The organism is Ruegeria sp. HKCCD6119 (assembly GCF_013110585.1).
GTDB lineage: Bacteria > Pseudomonadota > Alphaproteobacteria > Rhodobacterales > Rhodobacteraceae > Ruegeria.
On the sequence record NZ_WVQV01000002.1, the window covers coordinates 262,248 to 281,695 of the forward strand.

21 protein-coding genes are annotated in these 19,448 nt (G+C 54.8%); 7 read left to right on the forward strand and 14 right to left on the reverse strand.

All coding sequences use genetic code 11. From position 1 onward, the window contains the following. Positions 1–373 precede the first annotated feature (373 nt). Positions 374–1,045, reverse strand: a complete 672-nt coding sequence (locus GS611_RS08530) for a GntR family transcriptional regulator (protein WP_171634668.1) — start codon at positions 1,043–1,045, stop codon at positions 374–376. Positions 1,046–1,162: 117 nt separating this feature from the next. On the opposite strand from GS611_RS08530, the gene GS611_RS08535 reads away from it, so the two are divergent. From GS611_RS08535 to GS611_RS08550, 4 genes are all read left to right on the forward strand, one after another. Then, positions 1,163–2,161 carry a TRAP transporter substrate-binding protein gene (locus GS611_RS08535; RefSeq protein ID WP_171634670.1) on the forward strand — a complete coding sequence of 333 codons (999 nt, stop codon included), beginning with the start codon at positions 1,163–1,165 and terminating at the stop codon, positions 2,159–2,161. A gap of 78 nt (positions 2,162–2,239) precedes the next feature. Beyond that, on the forward strand, positions 2,240–2,725 hold the full coding sequence (locus GS611_RS08540) for a TRAP transporter small permease subunit (RefSeq protein ID WP_171634672.1): 486 nt from the start codon (positions 2,240–2,242) through the stop codon (positions 2,723–2,725). Positions 2,726–2,735: 10 nt separating this feature from the next. Next, positions 2,736–4,019: a TRAP transporter large permease gene (locus GS611_RS08545; protein WP_171634675.1), complete on the forward strand. Its 1,284-nt coding sequence runs from the start codon at positions 2,736–2,738 to the stop codon at positions 4,017–4,019. 47 nt (positions 4,020–4,066) lie between these two features. Continuing rightward, a complete protein-coding gene (locus GS611_RS08550) occupies positions 4,067–5,212 on the forward strand; it encodes an alpha-hydroxy acid oxidase (protein WP_171634677.1) in 1,146 nt (381 codons plus the stop codon). Between the two features lie 24 nt (positions 5,213–5,236). Here GS611_RS08550 and GS611_RS08555 read toward each other — a convergent pair whose 3' ends face one another. The 13 genes from GS611_RS08555 to GS611_RS08615 all read right to left on the reverse strand — a co-directional run bounded on the left by GS611_RS08555 (position 5,237) and on the right by GS611_RS08615 (position 16,031). Further along, the gene (locus GS611_RS08555) at positions 5,237–5,650 is read right to left on the reverse strand and encodes a methylglyoxal synthase (protein WP_171634680.1); all 414 of its coding nucleotides are present in this window, start codon (positions 5,648–5,650) and stop codon (positions 5,237–5,239) included. Further along, the gene (locus tag GS611_RS08560; RefSeq protein WP_171634682.1) at positions 5,631–6,149 is read right to left on the reverse strand and encodes a 2,4'-dihydroxyacetophenone dioxygenase family protein; all 519 of its coding nucleotides are present in this window, start codon (positions 6,147–6,149) and stop codon (positions 5,631–5,633) included. Before GS611_RS08560 ends, GS611_RS08555 begins: the two co-directional genes overlap by 20 nt. Before the next feature lie 9 nt (positions 6,150–6,158). Then, positions 6,159–6,860 (reverse strand): SDR family NAD(P)-dependent oxidoreductase, encoded by a 702-nt coding sequence (locus tag GS611_RS08565; RefSeq protein WP_171634685.1) that lies wholly within the window; start codon positions 6,858–6,860, stop codon positions 6,159–6,161. After that, positions 6,857–7,483 carry a 2-dehydro-3-deoxy-6-phosphogalactonate aldolase gene (locus tag GS611_RS08570; protein ID WP_171634687.1) on the reverse strand — a complete coding sequence of 209 codons (627 nt, stop codon included), beginning with the start codon at positions 7,481–7,483 and terminating at the stop codon, positions 6,857–6,859. Before GS611_RS08570 ends, GS611_RS08565 begins: the two co-directional genes overlap by 4 nt. Next, the gene (locus GS611_RS08575; protein WP_171634689.1) at positions 7,480–8,400 is read right to left on the reverse strand and encodes a 2-dehydro-3-deoxygalactonokinase; all 921 of its coding nucleotides are present in this window, start codon (positions 8,398–8,400) and stop codon (positions 7,480–7,482) included. The genes GS611_RS08570 and GS611_RS08575 overlap by 4 nt, the downstream gene beginning before the upstream one ends. Then, entirely contained in the window at positions 8,381–9,070 is a 690-nt protein-coding gene (locus GS611_RS08580) for an RraA family protein (protein WP_171634691.1), read from the reverse strand. The genes GS611_RS08575 and GS611_RS08580 overlap by 20 nt, the downstream gene beginning before the upstream one ends. A gap of 12 nt (positions 9,071–9,082) precedes the next feature. Next, the gene (locus GS611_RS08585) at positions 9,083–10,114 is read right to left on the reverse strand and encodes a C-terminal binding protein (protein ID WP_171634693.1); all 1,032 of its coding nucleotides are present in this window, start codon (positions 10,112–10,114) and stop codon (positions 9,083–9,085) included. Next, positions 10,107–10,601, reverse strand: coding sequence for a lactoylglutathione lyase family protein (locus GS611_RS08590; RefSeq protein ID WP_171634696.1), 495 nt, complete (start codon positions 10,599–10,601; stop codon positions 10,107–10,109). The genes GS611_RS08585 and GS611_RS08590 overlap by 8 nt, the downstream gene beginning before the upstream one ends. A gap of 22 nt (positions 10,602–10,623) precedes the next feature. Next, positions 10,624–11,412 carry an SDR family NAD(P)-dependent oxidoreductase gene (locus tag GS611_RS08595; protein ID WP_050606103.1) on the reverse strand — a complete coding sequence of 263 codons (789 nt, stop codon included), beginning with the start codon at positions 11,410–11,412 and terminating at the stop codon, positions 10,624–10,626. Between the two features lies 1 nt (position 11,413). Beyond that, a complete protein-coding gene (locus tag GS611_RS08600) occupies positions 11,414–12,415 on the reverse strand; it encodes an ABC transporter permease (RefSeq protein ID WP_050606102.1) in 1,002 nt (333 codons plus the stop codon). Then, positions 12,412–13,935, reverse strand: coding sequence for a sugar ABC transporter ATP-binding protein (locus GS611_RS08605; protein ID WP_171634698.1), 1,524 nt, complete (start codon positions 13,933–13,935; stop codon positions 12,412–12,414). Before GS611_RS08605 ends, GS611_RS08600 begins: the two co-directional genes overlap by 4 nt. Positions 13,936–14,019: 84 nt before the next feature. After that, the gene (locus tag GS611_RS08610) at positions 14,020–15,054 is read right to left on the reverse strand and encodes a sugar ABC transporter substrate-binding protein (protein WP_171634701.1); all 1,035 of its coding nucleotides are present in this window, start codon (positions 15,052–15,054) and stop codon (positions 14,020–14,022) included. A gap of 26 nt (positions 15,055–15,080) precedes the next feature. After that, on the reverse strand, positions 15,081–16,031 hold the full coding sequence (locus tag GS611_RS08615) for an SMP-30/gluconolactonase/LRE family protein (protein WP_253284978.1): 951 nt from the start codon (positions 16,029–16,031) through the stop codon (positions 15,081–15,083). Positions 16,032–16,056: 25 nt separating this feature from the next. On the opposite strand from GS611_RS08615, the gene GS611_RS08620 reads away from it, so the two are divergent. The 3 genes from GS611_RS08620 to GS611_RS08630 all read left to right on the forward strand — a co-directional run bounded on the left by GS611_RS08620 (position 16,057) and on the right by GS611_RS08630 (position 19,419). Continuing rightward, on the forward strand, positions 16,057–16,728 hold the full coding sequence (locus GS611_RS08620) for a GntR family transcriptional regulator (RefSeq protein ID WP_010437239.1): 672 nt from the start codon (positions 16,057–16,059) through the stop codon (positions 16,726–16,728). 136 nt (positions 16,729–16,864) lie between these two features. Continuing rightward, complete coding sequence (locus GS611_RS08625) at positions 16,865–18,430, forward strand: sugar ABC transporter ATP-binding protein (protein WP_171634704.1); 1,566 nt, start codon at positions 16,865–16,867, stop codon at positions 18,428–18,430. Positions 18,431–18,432: 2 nt separating this feature from the next. Continuing rightward, the gene (locus GS611_RS08630) at positions 18,433–19,419 is read left to right on the forward strand and encodes an ABC transporter permease (RefSeq protein WP_216598239.1); all 987 of its coding nucleotides are present in this window, start codon (positions 18,433–18,435) and stop codon (positions 19,417–19,419) included. Positions 19,420–19,448 lie beyond the last annotated feature (29 nt).

Consider the following 19,448-nt stretch of genomic DNA (forward strand, 5'->3'; position numbering starts at 1 on the left):
ATTTTCCCAAAAGGGAAGTCGGGATCATTGAAATCGGTTTAGGTGCTGGATGAAGAAAGTGAGGCGAAAATGGCAAGGTTCTGTCGCTGGTGGCAGAACTATGTGTCGCCTGACAAGGAAATGTGGAACGTCACTGATATTTGACTCAATTGACATTCAAAACCTCAACAAATCGGTAAATTCCGTCATTCATTTCTGACCCAATCGTCAAGCATTTCTGACCCAACACAAAAACCGCCCTCTAATCGTGGCCACGGCCCTTGTCTAAGAACAGCCCAACTCCGCCACTTTGAACTTATGTTGCCCACGCACGCGGCATTAGATTTGCTGCCAGATGCGCTTTTGGTGAACATCGTGACCAAATGGTGGGCACCTATGCTTGCCTTAGACCAACCAAATCGGAGTAAGAACGCTCACCGCGAGTGATTTGACGTTTGAGGGTGTTCGTTGCTGCTTTTACTTTACCCTCGTCCAATAGCGATGTGATCGCTTGATGTTCCTTGAAAGATTTCTTCGTTCGATTGGAACGTTTGGACAGGTGTGTCCGCATAGTTTGGACGATATCACTGACTTTTTGATATCCATCCCGCAGGTAACTGTTTCCGCAGGACCTGAAAAACGCGTCGTGAAACTCGGCGTCAAGTTCCAAGTACTGTTCGAATTCATCCGCTTCCTGCGCTTCCGACATCTTCGAAACAATTGTAGACAGCTCATTGATCAGAACCGAAGGGTTCTTTTCAAGCGCCTGATCCAAAGCTGCAGATTCTAGGATTAGCCGATACTGGCAAAGCTGCACCACGTCCTCTTGAGAAAGAGAGAATACAAAGGCTCCTCGATGAGGAAAGATCTGAACGAGGCCCTGAAGATTCAAAGCTGATAGAGCTTCGCGAATCGGAGTTTTGCTGATGCCCATGGCATTTGACAACTTCACTTCCGGCAACGATTCACCCAATTGAAACGTGCCATTGATTATGCCTTTTCGGATATGCTCTTCAGCAGTTTTACTCAACGAATCCGGGCGCTTAATCGGCAAAATCTCGGTCATTTTCACTTCGTCCTATTTCGTCTCTCTAACACAATAGCACATGTAAGCTTGATTTCTATATTATATCTGATATCTCAGATAATAGATCGAAAATAACTAAATCCGTGGGAGGATACCTTGTTCAAGAAATCAACATTGGCGCTTGGCGTCGTCATGTCAGCCGGGCTTACTTTTGCAGCATCCGCTGAAACAGTCATTAAGGTTGGGCATGGCGCAGCAGAAGCGTTTCATATGCATCGCGCGCTACTGAAATTTGAAGAACTGGTCGAAGCTGGCTCGAATGGTGAGATCGACGTACAGATATTCCCTTCGTCGCAGATGGGCCCTGATCGCGAAATGATCGAAGGTGTTCAAACCGGCGTTCTGGAAATGGCCATTCCTCCTTCCTCTTTCTTCGCGGGCTGGGATCCGGCTTTTGCAGTAATTGAACTGCCCTACATGTATTCCTCCAAGGACATCGCCTTTGATGTTCTTGATGGTGATGCTGGTGATGGGATGCTTGCACGGGTCGAAAACCAGGGATTGGTCGGTCTTGGCTGGCTTGAATTGGGTGTACGCAATGTGACCAACAATGTCCGTCCGGTTGCAACCCCTGCGGATCTCGAGGGTGTCAAGCTGCGTACCATGAAGGTTCCGGCGCATGTGGCGACATTCGAAACGCTCGGGGCCAACCCGACGCCAATGAACTTTGGTGAGGTCTATTCTGCTCTCCAGCAAGGCGTGATCGACGGCCAGGAAAACCCACTGGCGATCATTACCTCACAGCGTTTCTACGAGGTTCAGAAATACCTTTCGACCACGGGCCATGTCTTTGCGGTCTATATGCCCGTCATCTCCAAACCGTTCTTTGACTCGCTGTCCGCAGAGCATCAGAAACTGGTCCGGGACTCGATGGCCGCCGCACGTGAATATCAGGCTGAACTGGTCGCGAGCGAAGATGCGGAACAACTGGAACAGATTCGTGCTGCTGGTGTCGAGGTTCTGGAACTGACTGCAGAGCAGCGACAGGCCTTTGCCGACAAAACCGAAAGCGTCCGTCTGCAGTATCGCGACGAGGTTGGCGCTGAAGCCTATGACGACTGGGTAGCAGCGGTTTCCGCAGCGAGCGAAAGCTGACCCTCGGACTACTCAGCCAATACGGGCACCCGCGCCATGAAAGTTCGGGTGCCCCTTTCGTTCAAGGGGAGGTGAACGGTGTCGGTTATCAAATGGATCGATATGAATGCCGAAAAGGTCTTAGCCAGTGCACTTTTGGCCGCGATTGTCTTGTTGATCTTTGGAAATGTGTTCATGCGCTACATTCTGAATGCCTCTCTTTCATGGGGCGAAGAGCTAACGCTTTGGCTGTTTGTATGGTTTGTCTGGCTTGGCGTCAGCTATGCATTCCACACAGGAGATCATGTGCGTATCACGGTCCTGCGTGATGCCCTAAGCGAGCGGGCAAGGCTTTACGCGGATGTTGTGATCGCGCTTCTTGTCCTTGGATTTCTGGTCGTTCTGACAATTGAATGCATCAAGCTTATCCGACAGCCCTTTGTGGCCAGCCAGACGTCGGTCGTTTTGGGGCTACCGATCCCAATCCTTTATGCTTCGGCACCGATTGGCGCGGGCCTGTCCGCGATCCGCGTCACTCAACATCTGATCCGAACCCTGCGTCTGATCGCAGGAACCAAAGCGTGAGGAACCCTGCATGCTTGCAACAACGCTTTTCTTGACGCTCTTTGCCCTGTTGCTCTTCAGCGTGCCAATTGGCATCTGTTTGGGCCTAGCCACTATGATCGTGATGGCCTTTGTGGATGGCACGCCACCCATGGTTCTTCTGGCACGGTCAGTGGTAACAGGCGCGGACTCGTTTCCTCTAATTGCCGTCCCTCTGTTCATTTTGGCAGGCGACCTGATGCAGCACGGCGGAATGTCTCGTAGACTGGTTGGGTTCGCCAATGCACTGATCGGGCATATCCGGGGTGGGCTGGCTTATGTGAACGTACTTGCCTGCGTGTTCTTTGCCGCCATATCCGGTTCGTCTCCTGCGACCGTAGCCGCCATCGGGTCGAACATGATCCCCGAGATGGAAAAGGTCGGCTATACGCGCAAATTCAGCGGCGCATTGACGGCATCCTCAGGAATGATCGGCGTTATGATACCGCCAAGTATTCCATTCATCATCTATGGAGTTACTGCCGAGGTTTCGATCGGCAAACTGTTTCTTGCAGGTGTTGTTCCTGGCATCCTTTTTGCCCTCATGTTCATGTTGGTGGCTCGGGTTCTGTTGAGAAAGGACGAGGTTGTTCAGCAATCGACGACTACGTTCTCAGGTCCGGGTGTCTGGCAGAGTTTCCGCTCTTCTATCTGGGCGCTACTGGTGCCGGTAATTATCCTTGGGGGCATCTACAGCGGTATCTTCACCCCAACCGAAGCCGGTGCCGTGGCCGTAGTCTATGCCGCTTTCATCGGCATATTCGTCTATGGCGACATCACCCTCAAGGATCTGCCAGAGGTTTTGGCGGGCAGTGCAAAGACCAGCGGGACCATTCTGATATTGGTGATCATGGCGACCGCCTTTGGCAGGTTGATCACGCTCGCAAGAATCCCAACAGAGCTCGCAACAACGATCACCAGCCTGTCCGACAATCCGATCATCATTCTGTTGTTGATCAATCTGCTTTTGCTGGTGATCGGCATGTTCATGGAGACGATTTCTTCGATCATCATCATGACGCCCATCCTGCTGCCTGTTGCAACCGCACTGGGTGTCGATCCGATCGTTTTTGGTGTCATCTTGACGGTCAACCTGGCCATTGGGTTCTGCACACCGCCATTGGGTGTGAACCTGTTCGTGGCCAGTAGCATTTCGAAGGTTTCCATCGAAAGCCTCAGCCGGGCGATCCTGCCATTCTTTGTCGGCATGCTGATCTTGTTGATGTTCATCACTTATGTGCCCGCAATTTCCTTGGCCTTGCCATCCCTTTGGTGACCGGCTGAAGCCCTTCTAACGTTAGACAACAACACCAGAGGACCCGGATGGATCTGGACCTTTCTCACCCGTCGATAGAAGACCTTCGGCGAACCGCACAGAAGCGCATTCCGAAGTTTGCTTTCGAATACCTCGACAGCGCGACCGGCCGGGAGCTGGGACTGAAGGTCAACCGTGACGCACTTGACGCCATCGGATTCATGCCGCGTGTACTATGCGGCCGAACAAAGGCCGACCTACAGACTACATTGATGGGTAGAACTTACGATCTGCCATTCGGGATAGCACCGGTAGGTATGTCCGGCCTGATGTGGGCAGGAGCAGAGCGGATGCTTGCAAAGGCTGCGGTTGCCCACAATATTCCGTTTTCGTTGTCCAGCGTGGCGGTTGCTTCACCGGAAGATGTGGCACCTTACATTGGAAAAAACGGATGGTTTCAGCATTACCCGGTGAACTCCGGCGATCTGCGCCGCGCGATGCTGCCGAGGATTAAGGCAGCGGGATTTCATACGCTGATTATCACGGTGGACGTTCCAGAAGAGAGCCGGCGCGAACGACAGCGCCGCGCCAATCTGACGGTGCCTCCAAAAGCTGACCTGCGCACGCTGAAAGAAATGGCGTCACGACCCTCCTGGTGCCTTGCGCATCTGCGCGAGGGCATCATGCCACGTATGCGGTTCTTTGACGATTACGTCCCGACACGCGGGCGAGAAAGCTTTACCCATGCAGGCGCTCTGATCCGTGGGATTCCAGATTGGGACTACCTGCGCGAACTGCGACAGGAATGGGAGGGTCACCTGATCGTCAAGGGTGTCCTGCGGCCGGAGGACGCGCAAGAAATGGTGGCCGAGGGCGTGGATTGCATCTGGGTCTCAAACCACTCCGGGCGTCAATTCGAAGCCGGACCCGCGGTCATTGACCAACTCCCAAACATCCGCGAGGCGGTCGGAACAGATGTGCCACTGATCTATGACTCTGGCGTTGCCTGGGGATTGGACATCATGCGTGCCTTGGCGAAAGGTGCAGATTTCGTCATGGTCGGACGCGCCTTTCAATATGCCGTTGCAGCGTTCGGAGCACGAGGGATCGACCATCTCGTTCACATCCTGAAAGCTGACATAGAGGCCAACATGAGCCAGCTTGGCAGCGAAAACCTCGGCAGTCTGGCAGAGCACCTTCTGAGAACCAGCTGATCGGCAATTCCGACGTGCGGCGTATCAGACAGGCGTGTTGTCATCCCCGTCAATCAGTCCCTCCACGATCAGATCCGCAGTTGAGCGTGAACATGCCATTGGCAGATCATATACCGTGGCGAGACGGGTCAGAGCCTTAACGTCGACGTCGTGTGGCATGGGCGACAGAGGGTCGACAAAGAAAACCAGTGCATCCAGTTTCTCTTCGCAGATCATGGCGCCGATCTGTTGGTCGCCTCCGAGTGGTCCGCTTTTCAAGCAGGTAACATCCAGTTCTGGATAGGCTTGCTTAATGCGACTGCCGGTGGTCCCTGTCGAAAAGATTTGTACTCTGGACAGGCGGGCCAATTGCAGACTCACCCATTCAACGATTTCGTCCTTTCGCGCATCATGGGCCACCAGCGCGAAACGGGGCGCATCACCTGATGAATTGTTCAACGTAATCTTCTCCAAGACCGACTTCCGCGAAGTGTTTTCGGCACAGATCAATCTTGGTAAAGACATCTTCGTAGCCAGTGACCTTGCCCCACGGATCAACATAGCACATCACGCCATTGACCTGGAAATAGGTGACCATCTCTTCGACATCGTCGGGAACGACCAAAGTATGAGTCTCACCCGGCGGCTCAAAGACATATCCCCCTTCTTCCGCAACCCAATCATGTTCCAGATAATGCCAGCGCCCTTTCAGGACAAAACCGTGGACTGGCTGTGGATGGCGGTGCCGCGAAAGAACACCAGCTTTGCGTACTTTGAGGAGGTTCATCCAATAACCTTGCGAGCGGTTCAGGCAGAGCGGTCGGAACCAGACGTTCTCTGCCTGCGGAACCCATAGTCTGTCGTCCGCACTCACGGCATTCGGGATCACGATTTCGTCTTGCGCATCCTTGGGGAATGGCAATTGATATGGCATTCGGGCGGTGTCATCGTCATTCATAGATTTTCCTCACATAGCGAGATAGCCGCCATCGACCGGATAGATCGATCCGGTCACAAAACTGGCGTTTTCACTCAAAAGCCATTGCACAAGCGCGCCGATCTCTTCGGGTTTTCCCCAGCGTTTCATCGGCGTACGCGCCATGATCCCCGCCGTTCGTTCAGGGTCTTCCCGAAGGCCTTTGGTCATCTCTGTCTCGATCCAGCCCGGCGCGATGGCATTGACCCGGATACCGTCTTCGGCCCAGCGACCTGCCAGTGCCTTGGTCAACTGTGCCACGCCGCCCTTGGAAGCGGAATAGGCCGGCACCAAAGGTCCACCAAAAGTGCTGAGCATAGAGGCGGTGTTGACGATGGCCCCACTCGCTTCAGCCAACAATGGATGCGCGGCAAGACAGCAGCGCATGGTGCCTGTCAGATTCACATCGAGCACCTTGGCGAAGACGTCGATGTCATATTCTTCGCCACGCAAAAGAATACCTGCGCAGTTCACCAAGGCATCGAGACCCGTGAGTTCGCCGAATACATCATTGATGGACGTCTGGTCGGTGACATCCAAGAGCTGCACCTTTAACCCGTCCCGAGGCTCGAATGCATCCAGTTCGGATTGGGAGGCGGATGCGGCAATGACGGACCAACCTGCGTCTGCCAGAGACCGTGCAACACCCGCACCGATTCCTCGCGTACCGCCCGTAACAAGGGCCTGTTTCATCCAAGTTCCTCCAATACACTGGTGAAGGCGCGCGCGCGCCTGCCGATATCATCCAATGTATAGCTCGGTTTGAACAGCGCGGATCCCAGCCCATATCCATTTGCACCCGCGGCATGATACGACGCCATCGTATCCGGCGTTATGCCCCCTACCGCAGCGATGATTGCGTCTGCAGGCAATACGGCGCGCATGGCAGCGATGGCAGCTGGTGGCACCATTTCCGCCGGAAAGAATTTGAGGACCGATGCCCCGATATCCAATGCCGTAAAGGCCTCGGAGGGGGTCATGACACCTGGACACCAATACAGATCCCGTGCGACAGCCGCGCGCCCAACGTCCGGGTTCATATTGGGCGACACGATGATACGCCCGCCTGCATCAGCAACCGCCGCGACCTGATCCACAGTCAATACTGTGCCAGCGCCGACGATGGTCTGAGCGCCATGCTTCACGGCGATCTGCCCTATCGATTCCAGCGGGTCCGGTGAGTTGAGCGGCACTTCGATTATCCGAAACCCGGCATCGAAGAGCACATCAGACACCGGGCGCGCATTTTCTGGTGCCAGCCCCCGCAAAATCGCAATCAGCGGGTTCTCGGCAAGAGCTGCGGTGAGGTCAATCATCCGACCAACCCCGCAGCACGAGCAATCAGAAAATGCCCTTTCGCAACGATATCATCCGGAGCGCGACGGCTGTCGAAACCAGCAGTTCGAAGCGCTATTTCGTATCGGTCGGACAAGTCGCTGCGTCCAACAACAGTGATCGTGCCGACGTCTTTTACTTCGTCGGTCGCAGCGGCAACCTCGGTCCCGATCAACAAGCCCGACAAGTAGTCGGCCGTAGCAACCTTCGGGATTTTGCCCATGAGAGGAAGTGTCCGAACATGAAACAGGCTGTGCAGCAAGTTCGCCTCACCACTGAGGCCCGCCTTGACGCCCATCACGAACGCGTCTTCGCTGAAGGCGTCCTCCTTCATCAAGGTGCCAAGGATCGTGTGTTCTTTCAGTGCCGAAAAGATTTCACCTGTCATGTAGGTCGAGAAATCCACGATCTTCCCATCCGCAACCTGAACCCATTTGCTGTGCGTTCCCGGCATCACGAACATACCTTCGCTCAAGCCTAGCGAAGATGCCCCGATGATCTGGGTCTCCTCGCCGCGCATTACGTCGGGTCCTCCGGCATGTTCTGTCGAAGCACCAGTCACAAAATGAATACGCGCTCCGTTGGCCGCTTCGTGGGGGACCAACGCCCGCGCCAGACCGCCAGCACCCAGCGGCATTTCGGCATATTGAGTTTCGACCCAGCCATTGCGGCTGGTGATCATGCCGGATGCCAGGATCGGCAGGTTGGTGTTGGAGACCCAAGGGCCGATGAGACGATCAAGGACCGCGTCAAAGGTTTGCCCCGCAACCTGCATGATGCCTTCAGGCGACGAGACCCCATCGATCACCTCGCCCTCCGCACCGATTAGAAATGCACGGAACGATGACGTGCCCCAATCTACGCCGATCAGCGCTGGCTCAGATGCGACCGAATTCATTCAGCAGATCCTCAACGGTTTTGCCTTGGGCCACCCATTTACGGGTTTCCTCTTCACGGTCAGCCTGCTCTTGGGCAAGGCGCACGGTTTCATCGGCAATTTCCTGTGGAACCACGACGACGCCCATAAGATCAGCTACGATGAAATCTCCGGGGTTTACCACGACGCCCCCACAGGCGATTGGCACATTGATCGAAAGTTCTTCTTTACGTTCCGAGAACATCGTGTGCGTTCCGCGCGGCGTGATCGCGCGCGTCCAGATTGGCCAGTTGATGTCTTCCAACTCATCTGTGTCACGCCCAGTGCCATCTACGATCATACCGCGAATGCCACGGTTCTTGGCCAGGCCACCCATTAAACCGCCGCAGACTGACGTTTGACGATCACCACCCGCGTCCACAACGATCACGTCTCCGGGTTGTCCCATTTCAAGCGCTCGCAATGGGTCGACCAGGTCGCCTTTTGAAAGCTGAACCGTCACGGCCTGGCCTGTCACCTTGGCGCGGAAGGCGGGTTTGATGGCGCTGTCCATCACCCCTGTTCGGTACTGCACATCCGCAAAAATGGCAGCAGCAGAGTACGCCTCCAACACCTTGTCGAATTTTTTGAGAAGTTCCGGGTTTCTTTCAAAATCATTGAAAACCCTGAGGTCCGTGCTGACGTCTGGCATACTTGTCTCCTGTTATGCGGTAGATACGGCCAATGCGTCGGCATTGACGGTATAGTCGGGGTTTTGTCCTGTCAGGACCTTGGCCACCTGAGTGGCCGCGGTGACCCGCGCTGCGTGTATGGATTCCTCGGAATAGTAGGCCGCATGTGGCGTTACGAGGACGTTGGGCAGTGTGAACAAAGGGTTGTCATCAGGCGTCCAGTTGGCGCGCTTTGCCGGCTCTTCTTCGGGGTCGTCGAGCCCTGCAGCGGCCAGATGACCTTCGGTCAGCGCCCGGAACAGGGCTTTGTTGTCGACCGTTGGTCCGCGTCCAGTGTTCACGAGTATCGCACCGGGTTTCATGACCGAGAATTCGGCATCCGACAGAAAGTGATGCGTGTTCGGCGTCATCGGCGCCTGCATCAGGATATAGTCGGACCTTGCCAGCAATTCAGGCTTGCTCACCAGCTCGACCCCAAGCTTCGCGGCGACTTCTCTCGGCAAATACGGGTCGTAGGCGATGACCCTAACTCCGAAAGATTGCGCCCGCGCTACGATGGCTTGCCCTATTTTACCCAGCGAAACGACACCCATGGTCCGCCCGCGCAACCGGTAGACCGGCTGCCCGCTTTGCCATTGCCAGACCCCTGCGTGAGTGGCTCGATCATAGTCGGGCAACTTGCGCGCCAGGGTCAGCCAAAGGGCAATCGCGTGATCGGCGACTTCCTCGGTGCAATAGTTTTGCACATTGGTGACGAGAATGCCCTTTTCCGTCGCCGTGCCGACATCCACGATATCTACACCTACGCCATAGCGCGCGATGACCTCGCAGTTTCGCATCCGCGTGATCGTTTCTTTCCCGATCCGGGCATATTGGTTCATCATCGCTGCGCAATGCGGCGCGACATCGAACAGGTCTTCCTGACGCTTGGCCTGAAGCGCAATCACCTCGGCTCCCGCGGCTTCCAGGATTTCCGTCTCAACGGCAACATCACCAAAGTCGTAATCGGTTATCACGACCTTGGGTTTGTCCGTCCTGGGGGGAAAGGCGGGGCGATCAGTCATAAGCACCCGCCGAATAGGTCAACTCGTACGAGTGGCTGTAGAGCTCGAAGATGTTGCCAAACGGGTCTTCCATATAGACCATGCGATAGGGCTTTTCACCTGGGTAATACTTGCGCACTTGGCTCATGCGTTGGCGCCCGCCCAGGTCTTCGATAACCTTGATGCGGCCTTCCAGATCCTCGTCCTGTACGCAGAAATGAAACAAGCCACGCCGCCAATATTCAAACGGGCGTTCTTCTTCGACGGTCTTCGGGAACTCAAACAATTCGATGCCAACACCGTCACCCATCGACAAGTGCGCAATACGGAAGCTTCCCCAACCTTCCCCAAACACATCGTCGCACATCTGACCGATGGCGCTTTCGTCATGTAGGATTTCAGTTGGCTCCATCAGCACGTAAAGGCCAAATGCCTTGGAATAGAACTTCACGGCTTTTTCCAGGTCGGGAACTGTGATGCCGATGTGAGAGAAAGTGAGAGCGGCCATGTAGGGCTCCTCCAGTTAGAAGTTAAAGAATGTTGCGAACGATGCCGCCTTCGATCCGGTGCGCAGAACCATTGGAGGCCGTGCTTGCTGAGATCGTGACGATCATGCGGGCGACTTCGTCTGGTTGGACAAAGCGTTGTATGAGCGATGTGGGCTCATCTGATTTGAAGTAATTGTCGACGATCGTGTCGAGCGGCTCACCCTTTTGATCGGCGAGGCCGTCAAAATAGGCCTCGACACCTTCGGTCCAGGTTGGACCAGGCAGGATCGAGTTAACCCGGACTTTTGTCCCCTTTGTCAATTCTGCCATGCCACGTGTCAGACCTAACATGGCAGTTTTAGTGACAGAATAATGCACCATCTGAGGTAGTGGTTTCACTGCCGCTTCGCTGGCCATGTTGATGATGGATCCCTTATCCCGGCCGAGCATGTCAGGCAGGAAAATCCGGCTCATCCGAACGGCGGACAGGACATTGATGTTGAAGTAATGCATCCAGTCGTCATCCGTGAGATCTTCGAACGGTTTGACCGAAAAGATGCCAACATTATTCACAAGAACGTCCACCGCACCGCGCGCACGAGCAAACTCTGCCAGAGTTTCCGCATCAGTGGTTTTGGTTAAGTCGGCCGCAATGCCTTCGACCTTGCCCAGAGATGACAGGTCGTCGACGCAGTCGGACACTTCCGCCTCGGTCAGGCCATGCACGATGACCCGCGCGCCTTCTTCCAGGTAGACCCGGGCAGTGGCTTTGCCGATGCCGGAACCTGAGCCAGTCACCAGGACCAGTTTATTCTTGAGCCCCAGATCCATCTCAGGCCTCCTTCTTGACGTTAGATGACTGCTGCGATGAAGGGCGGCCGAACATTCGACCCATCAAGCCCGAAATTTCCGCGCGCCACATGTCTATGCCGACGGCCAACAGAATGATCAGGCCCAGCACGATATTCTGAACCGAAGATGGCGCAGCGTTTAGGTTCAAACCATTCTGGACGATAACGATTGTCATCGCCCCCATCAGCGTGGCGAGGATGTTGCCGCGTCCGCCTGCAAGGCTGGCTCCGCCGACAACAGCAGCGGCAATGGCCTGCAGTTCCAGCGTCTGGCCATAGTTGGGCGAACCAGAGTTGAGGCGCGCTGACATCAGGATCGCACCAACCGCAGTCATAAAACCCGCGATGACAAATGTCGTCGTCTGAACTTTACGTACGTTAATACCCGTCAGAACGGCAGCGGCTGGGTTACCACCCACGGCATAGATCTCACGGCCGAGTTTCGTGAAGTTCATAGTGAACGCGGCAAGGACGTAGAAGAACACGAGGTAGAAGAATGGCATCGGAACGCCGAACAGCTTGCCGTAAAAGATTGGCTCCAGAGCCGGATCCAGCGAAAAGATCGGCGATCCATTGTTGAAAGTCAGCGCAAGGCCCCTGAAGGCAATCAACGCCGCCAATGTTGTGATGAAAGATGGAATACGCCCGTAGGCTGTTATCAGCCCAATGAACAGACCAAGCAATCCGCCCATGAGGAGAATGAGTGGCAACGCCAGAACCAGTGGAATGCCAACAAATTTCAACATCTGCGCAAGGATCATGGTCAGCAAAGCCACCATAGACCCGGAGCTCAGATCGATGCCCGCAGCGAAGATCACGATAGTAGACCCGATTGCGATCAAGGCCACGATGCTTACCTGAAGGGACAGGTTTGAAAGGTTACCCGGGTTCAGGAAGCGTTCCGTCGTAAGTGCCACGATCAGTGCGACGATCACCATTGCTGCAAATGGTCCGATCAACTGGGTGTCAAAGATCCGCTTCATGCGAAAGCCTCCTTAGGCTTGGATTGAGGAGTGTCGGCGGACGCGCGCACAAGGTCGTCATGAGTAAGGTCGGATGCATCGACCGTGCGCACGATCGTTCCGTGCTGCACGACGGCAATTCGATCGCTCATCGCAAGCAACTCATCATGGTCTGAACTGATCAGAATGATCGATTTTCCCGCCCGCGTGAGCCTGTTAATCAGCTTGTAAACAGCGATTTTCGCGCCGATATCGATCCCCTGCGTCGGCTCATCAAGGATCAGAATGTCCGAGGCTGAGAACAGCCAACGCGCAATAACAATCTTCTGTTGATTGCCACCAGACAAAAAGTTGACCGTCTTTTCCTCAGCCTGGGTTGAGATTTCCAGATCGCGGATCAGGTCATGGGTAGCTTGTTCTTCCGCCTTAAGATTCAACACGCCGAACCGGCTTAGCCCGCCAAGGGACGCTGCGGTGACGTTCCCACTTGCGCGGAAATTGAAGAACAACCCGTCAAACTTTCGATTCTCTGGGACAAGAGCCAAGCCCGCACGGATCGCATCAATTTCCCGACGAAAGCGAACCGGTTTGCCATTTAGTGTTATCTGTCCGCCTGTTAGCTCGTCTGTTCCGAACAGGGCACGAGCGATCTCCGTGCGGCCACTGCCCAATACGCCACCCAAGCCAAGAACTTCACCCTGGTGTAACGAAAACGATACATTTTTCACGCCCGAATTGGTGCCCAGACCTGCCGCTTCCAGCACAACATCCTTGGTCGCGTTCTGCTCCTTAGGATAGTGCTCACCAATGTCCTGACCGACCATTGCGCTGACAATCTCAGAGACGTTGATCTTGGTCTCGCCACTCGCTCGCACAACACAGCCGTTGCGCAAGATCGTCACTTCATCAACGATCCGTTCAACCTCATCCAGCCTGTGCGACACATAGAGAATAGCGGTTCCGCGTTCACGCATATTGCGCAGTAACTGGTGCAGGCGTTCAATTTCATCTTCACCCAATGCCGCCGTTGGCTCATCCAGGATGATCATGCGGGCGTCCATCGCGACGGCTTTCGCGATCTCGACCAGTTGTTGCTCGCCTACCGATAGCGAGCCGGTGATCGTTTCGGGAGAAACATCGACATCCATTTCCGCCAAAACGCGCGCGGCTTCGTTGTGGACCTTGGCCCAGTCGATCACGCCAAAGCGGGACCGAGGCATATTGCCAAGGAAGATGTTTTCGCCAACCGACAAGGTGGGCACGATAGAGAATTCCTGAAAAACTGTTGCGACGCCCAGTTCACGTGCCGCCTGCGGGTCGCTGATCGTGACCGGCTTGCCATTGTGCAGGATTTGACCGCTATCGGGTTGCTGCACGCCGGACAGTGTCTTGATCATAGTCGACTTGCCACAGCCGTTTTCACCCAGCAGCCCATGAATGGAACCGGGCATAAGCCGGATACTGACCTTGTCATTCGCCAGTACCCCAGGATAGGCCTTGGTGATATCGACAAACTCCCAAAGTGGCGTTGCGGGTGTCATTGCGATTGCCTCGACAAAAGTGAAACTCGGTTGAGTTGCGACCCGGCAGCACGCGCACGCGCCACCGGGAAGCGGGGAGAAAGCTCAGTACTCTTTGGACGGCTGCGGGAAGAGCTTTTCTGGCTCTTGCAGCACGCTTATCGCTCCGTCTTTGTCTTCAATCGATGTGGGCGTTTCGATCCAACCGCCGGGATAGGACCCGTTGAGCGCATCAATGGTTGCGTGCATAGCCGCTTTACCCATCAAAAACGGTGAGGTGTTGACGGTTGCCGTGATGTTGCCAGCCGCAATTTCTTCAAGGCCGGACGTGTCGCCATCGTTACCCAAAAGAACGATGTCATTGCGGCCAAGTGCCTTCGCAGCAAAGGATGCCCCGATGATCATGTAGTCGTTCGCCGCGAAGATCATGTCGAGATCGGGGTTCGACTGCAGGATATCCATACCAGCAGTGTTGCCGCCTTCAACGTTCCATTTACCATCAATGGATACCACAACGTCGAAGTTATCATTGCCCTCGATACCGTCGAGGAAGCCGCCCACACGTTCGGTCGAGTGATAGCCAGGCTGCCCTTCGATAATGCCGACCTTCAGCGGTCGATCACCATAAGTTTCAATAGCCCAATCAGCGATAGCATGCGTGCCATTACGCTGAGAGTACCCGACAACGCCATGAATTGGTGTCGGGAAGTTCGGGATGTCCGAATTGATCATCAAAACTGCCATGCCCTTGTCGACGGCCTGCTTAAGCAGTGGTGCGGCAGCAAATTCATCGTGTGTACCAAAGATGATCGCATCCACATCCTGCGTCAGCACATCCTGGATCATACCCATCTGGCCGTTGATGTCCGCACCGGACTGGGGCGCAAGCATGAAGACTTCGACCCCGGCCTCAGCAGCAACCGCTTTGATACCTTCACCGATGGCGATGTAGTAGTTGAACTCGGTCGCCGGCGGCATATACGCGATCCGGAACGTATCGTTCTTGGGTTCTATTGCATCGATTGGCGCTTGTGCCCCGTCCTCAAGTGGAACCGGTGTTGGATAATTTTCCGCCAGAGCGACCGTTGCCAGCGTGGCGAACCCCGCGGCAAGCGTAGTGGTCATAAGCGTTTTCAACATAGTTTTCTCCTCCAGAATTTCGTTGGTTATCCTTTAAATGGCGCGTCGATCACGCCACGAACGCCGGGTTTCACAGCAAAGAGGCCGCCGGATTCCGGTTCTTTTGTTAAAGCTGCTTCGTCACTCATCAGCCTTGAGGTCGTGATGAACAACGTGTCGAGATCACGGCCACCAAAAGCGCAACAGGTGGGCTTCCAGACCGGCACCGCGATCACGCGATCTATCGTGCCGTCAGGTGCGACGCGAACAACGCGATGGCCTTCCCATTCTGCGTTCCAGACACCCCCTTCGGCATCAACACAGGACCCATCAGGCAAGCCAGGTTCATCATTGAAAGAAGCGTGCTGCCGACGGTTCGAAACGGTTCCACTACGGGTGTCGTAATCAAATGCGACGATTTCCCGATCCGGGGTATCCGCGAAGAACATCGTCTCACCGTCGGACGCAAAGCAAGTCGAATTGGCGCAAGACACTCCTTCGATGATCGTCTGTACACTCAAATCTGTATCGACGCAGATGACCGACGAGTCGGCCTTGCCAGAAACTTCGTTCATGCCTCCAACAATCAATCGCCCCTGGCGATCGGTTCGCCCGTCGTTCAGCCGTGTCTCCGGATTGTTCGGCTCGAATCGCGTCACGAGGGTTTCCTCGCTATTGGGCGAATCGAACAATACAACCCGATGCGCATAAGCAACGATCAGACCGCCAGACGCGCGCGGCGCGAAGCAACACACGCGCTCCGGCATCTCATGAGAGGCAGTTTCTGACGTTGCAGCATCAAATGACCAAAGCGCACAGCCTTCAATGTCGGTCCACCAGATAAGGCCATCGGTGGGATTCCAGAAAATCCCTTCCCCGTGCTGATTCTTACAATCGACGACCAACTCTGCGCGCACTTTTTGATCTCCTAAGTACATTCTGATATCTGATATACCAGCTTGCCTAATCTGGTGTATCAGATATCTTGCATCTGGCAACACCTTTTTTTGGAGATATCCTCAGATGGCGCTTGAGAGACCTAAGTCTTTGCGTGAACTCGCACTGGAACATTTGCGGAATAGTATTATCGATGGCTCCCTTAAAATGGGTCAGGTTTTGTCGGAGCGAAAAATCTCCGAAGAGCTGGGCGTATCGAAATCGCCAGTCCGCGAAGCACTCGCTCAACTACGTGACGAAGGGTTGGTCAGTATCGAGCCTCAAAAAGGCGCACGTGTTTTTTCGCTGTCAGAGCCGGAAGTGACTCAGATCTGCGATTTCAGACAGGCTATCGAAACTGCCGCCTTTGAACTTGCGTTGTTGCGGAACCCGGAAGGTCTTGCCGACGACATGCAGCGGGTCGTGAAGGACATGGAGAAGGAACGCAGGCGAGGTAACGAAAAGGGCTACCTTTCACTGGATACCACATTTCATCAGTTGATTTTTGAACATGCCGGTAACGATTATCTGACGGCCAGCTATACACGCTACATCGGTAAGATTGCCGCATTGCGAACCCATTTGGCGAAGCTGCCACAGCATACTGAGCTCTCCTTCGACGAGCATTCGAAAATCGCTATTGCCGTTCGCGAAGGTGACATGGCCAAAATCAAATCTCTTCTCACAGCGCATATTGACCGCACCAGACAAGCCTACAAAAGCGCCGCCATCGTCCTCGAAGGAGCGACCGCATCCTAGCAAAAAACGTAGCTTCGTTGTGACGGGGGCGGGCCAGAACGGCGCCGCCCCTTTCTTTTGGGCACCTCACGGTCTTTTCTTTTTCAGTTGACATCTGAGATATCAGATGCCAATCAAAAGGCGGAAGGAAGCTTGTATGACGCCAGCAATGAAACCTGACTCACCGGGGCTACAGCCACTGATCCAGCTGGATCGGGTTGGCAAAAGCTTCGGCACGAACATTGTTTTGGATGGAGTCGACTTTGAATTGAGACCCGGCGAAGTTCACGCGCTATGCGGGGAAAACGGCGCCGGAAAATCCACTTGTCTCGGCCTGTTTTATGGACTTCACCAACCTTCTGCTGGGCGTATCCTCTGCGACGGCAAGGAACAGCGAGTCGAAAGCCCATCGCACGCGCAATCCCTGGGCATCGGCTGTGTTTTTCAAGAACTCAGCCTCGCTGGCGCGCTCTCTGTTGCGGAAAACATCTATGCGGGGCGCGTACCCACCCGGTTTGGCGTAGTTGACTGGCCTGAACTGCGCCGCCGTGCGGAGGCGTTACTGGCGGAATTCGGTCTGGATATCGACGTCTCAACACCCGTGGAAAACTTGCCAATAAGCTCCCGCCAGATTGTTGAAATCGCCAAGGCGCTGTCGTTGAATTCCCGCGTCCTTTTGCTGGATGAACCGACATCAGCATTGGCACCCGACGAAGTAGACGCACTATTCGAAGTCCTAAAGTCCCTGACAAAGAAAGGGATTGGCATCGTCTATGTCAGCCACCATATGGCCGAGATTTTCCAGATCTCGGATCGCATTACCGTTTTGCGAGATGGGCGCCACATCAGCACTTTACCGGTTTCGGAAACTTCTCAGGAACAAGTCGTCGCCGAGATGATCGGCGGTGCTCACCCCGGTGATGTCACGCGGTCAGGTAAGGTTAACGGCGAAGAGGTTTTGCATGTCCGAGAATTAACCCATCCAGGTGAATTCGAAGACATTTCTTTCTCCATTAAAGCCGGAGAGATTGTAGGGATGGCAGGGTTGATGGGCGCTCGCCGCAGCGAGATTGTTCGATCGATTGTCGGGCTGATGCATGGCGCGACCGGGGAGATCAGACTGCACGGCGAGCCTGTTAACTTTGTGTCTTTGCGGCGGGCGATGCGTGCTGGGGTCGGGTTCGTTCCCGAGGAACGCAAGACTGAAGGCCTCTTTCTGGAACAATCACTCAGCGACAACCTGATCGCGGCCAGTCTTTCCGATCATGCGTCTGCTGGGTTCATGCGTTCGGGCTCGATCAAAGAAGCCAGCCAAACAGCCATTGACGCATTCAGTGTCAAAACCAGCGGGATCAACGAACTTGTTGGTGATCTCTCAGGGGGCAATCAGCAAAAGATAATGTTGGCCAAGTGGCTCAAACGCGCGCCAGCTCTTCTGATCATTGAGGAGCCCACAAAAGGGGTCGATGTCGGAGCCAAATTCCAAATCCACACGGAACTTTTGCGTCGAGCAGCCGAGGGAATGGCCATCCTCGTCGTGTCATCCGATTTTCCCGAACTGGTCTCTCTCTCGACCCGCATCCTTGTCGTCCACGACGGTCGCCTCATGGGAGACATCGCAGCCGCTGAGGCAACCGAAACCACGCTTCTTCAAATGGCCGCTGGAAATTCCGTTCCTATTGTGGACGCACCCCAAACCAATCAATCAGGAGTCGCGACGTGACCATGACCGCTCAAGCCAACTTGCCCATGAAGCGTCCGCTGCTGCGCCGTGTTCTACAAGCTTTTGTCGATATTCGTGAACTGACGCTGATCGTTCTGATCGCCGCCATCATCATCGTGATGTCCAACGTTAATCCCTATTTCCTCAGCTTCTCGAACTTTCGAGCCGTGGCCGTGGGCATGGCCCCAACCGCGATCATCGTGATCGGTATGGCGATCCTACTTGCATCCGGCGGGTTCGATCTTTCCGTTGGATCGGTTATGGCTTTGTCTTCTACCGTCGTAGCCATGCTGCTTTTGATTGGCATGCCAATTCCGCTCGCTGTGGTATGCGGATTAGTGTTGGGTGGAATTGTCGGGGTAGTCAACGGTTTGCTCGTGACCGGCCTCGGGATCAATCCGCTTATCGCGACCCTCGGCACGATGTCGATCGCGCGAGGCATCGCTCTTGTCCTGACCGAAGGTTTTTCTGTCTCAAGCCTGCCGGCATCATTTGCCTGGATCGGCAAAGCTGACATAGGCGGCTTTCCGGTAATCGTCTTGTTCACCATTCTGCTCGTCGTTTTGTTTGACCTAGCCGTCCGCCATACGCGCTTTTTCCGTCAGGTCTATTTCATCGGCGCCAATGAAAAGGCCGCGATGTTGTCAGGCATCCATGTCACACGCGTGCGTATCATTCTGTACGCACTGACCGGTATTCTGGCTGCTTTGGCGGGTGTATTGCTGGCCTCCCGTCTGATGAGCGGCACGCCCACGGCAGGAAACGGTATCGAACTTCAGGTTCTGGCAGCGGCTGTCATCGGTGGCGCATCCCTACGCGGCGGCGAAGGTACTATTCTTGGTGCTTTCCTCGGCGTCGTTTTCGTCGCGTTGATCAACAACACTATGACGATGCTGGCCGTATCGATCTACTGGCAGATGATCGTCATCGGCGGTGTACTCGTTACAGCGGTCGCCTTGGACATGCTGATCCGAAGCAAACGGGGCTGAGCCCGAAGCTTTCCAAAACTCAACAACAA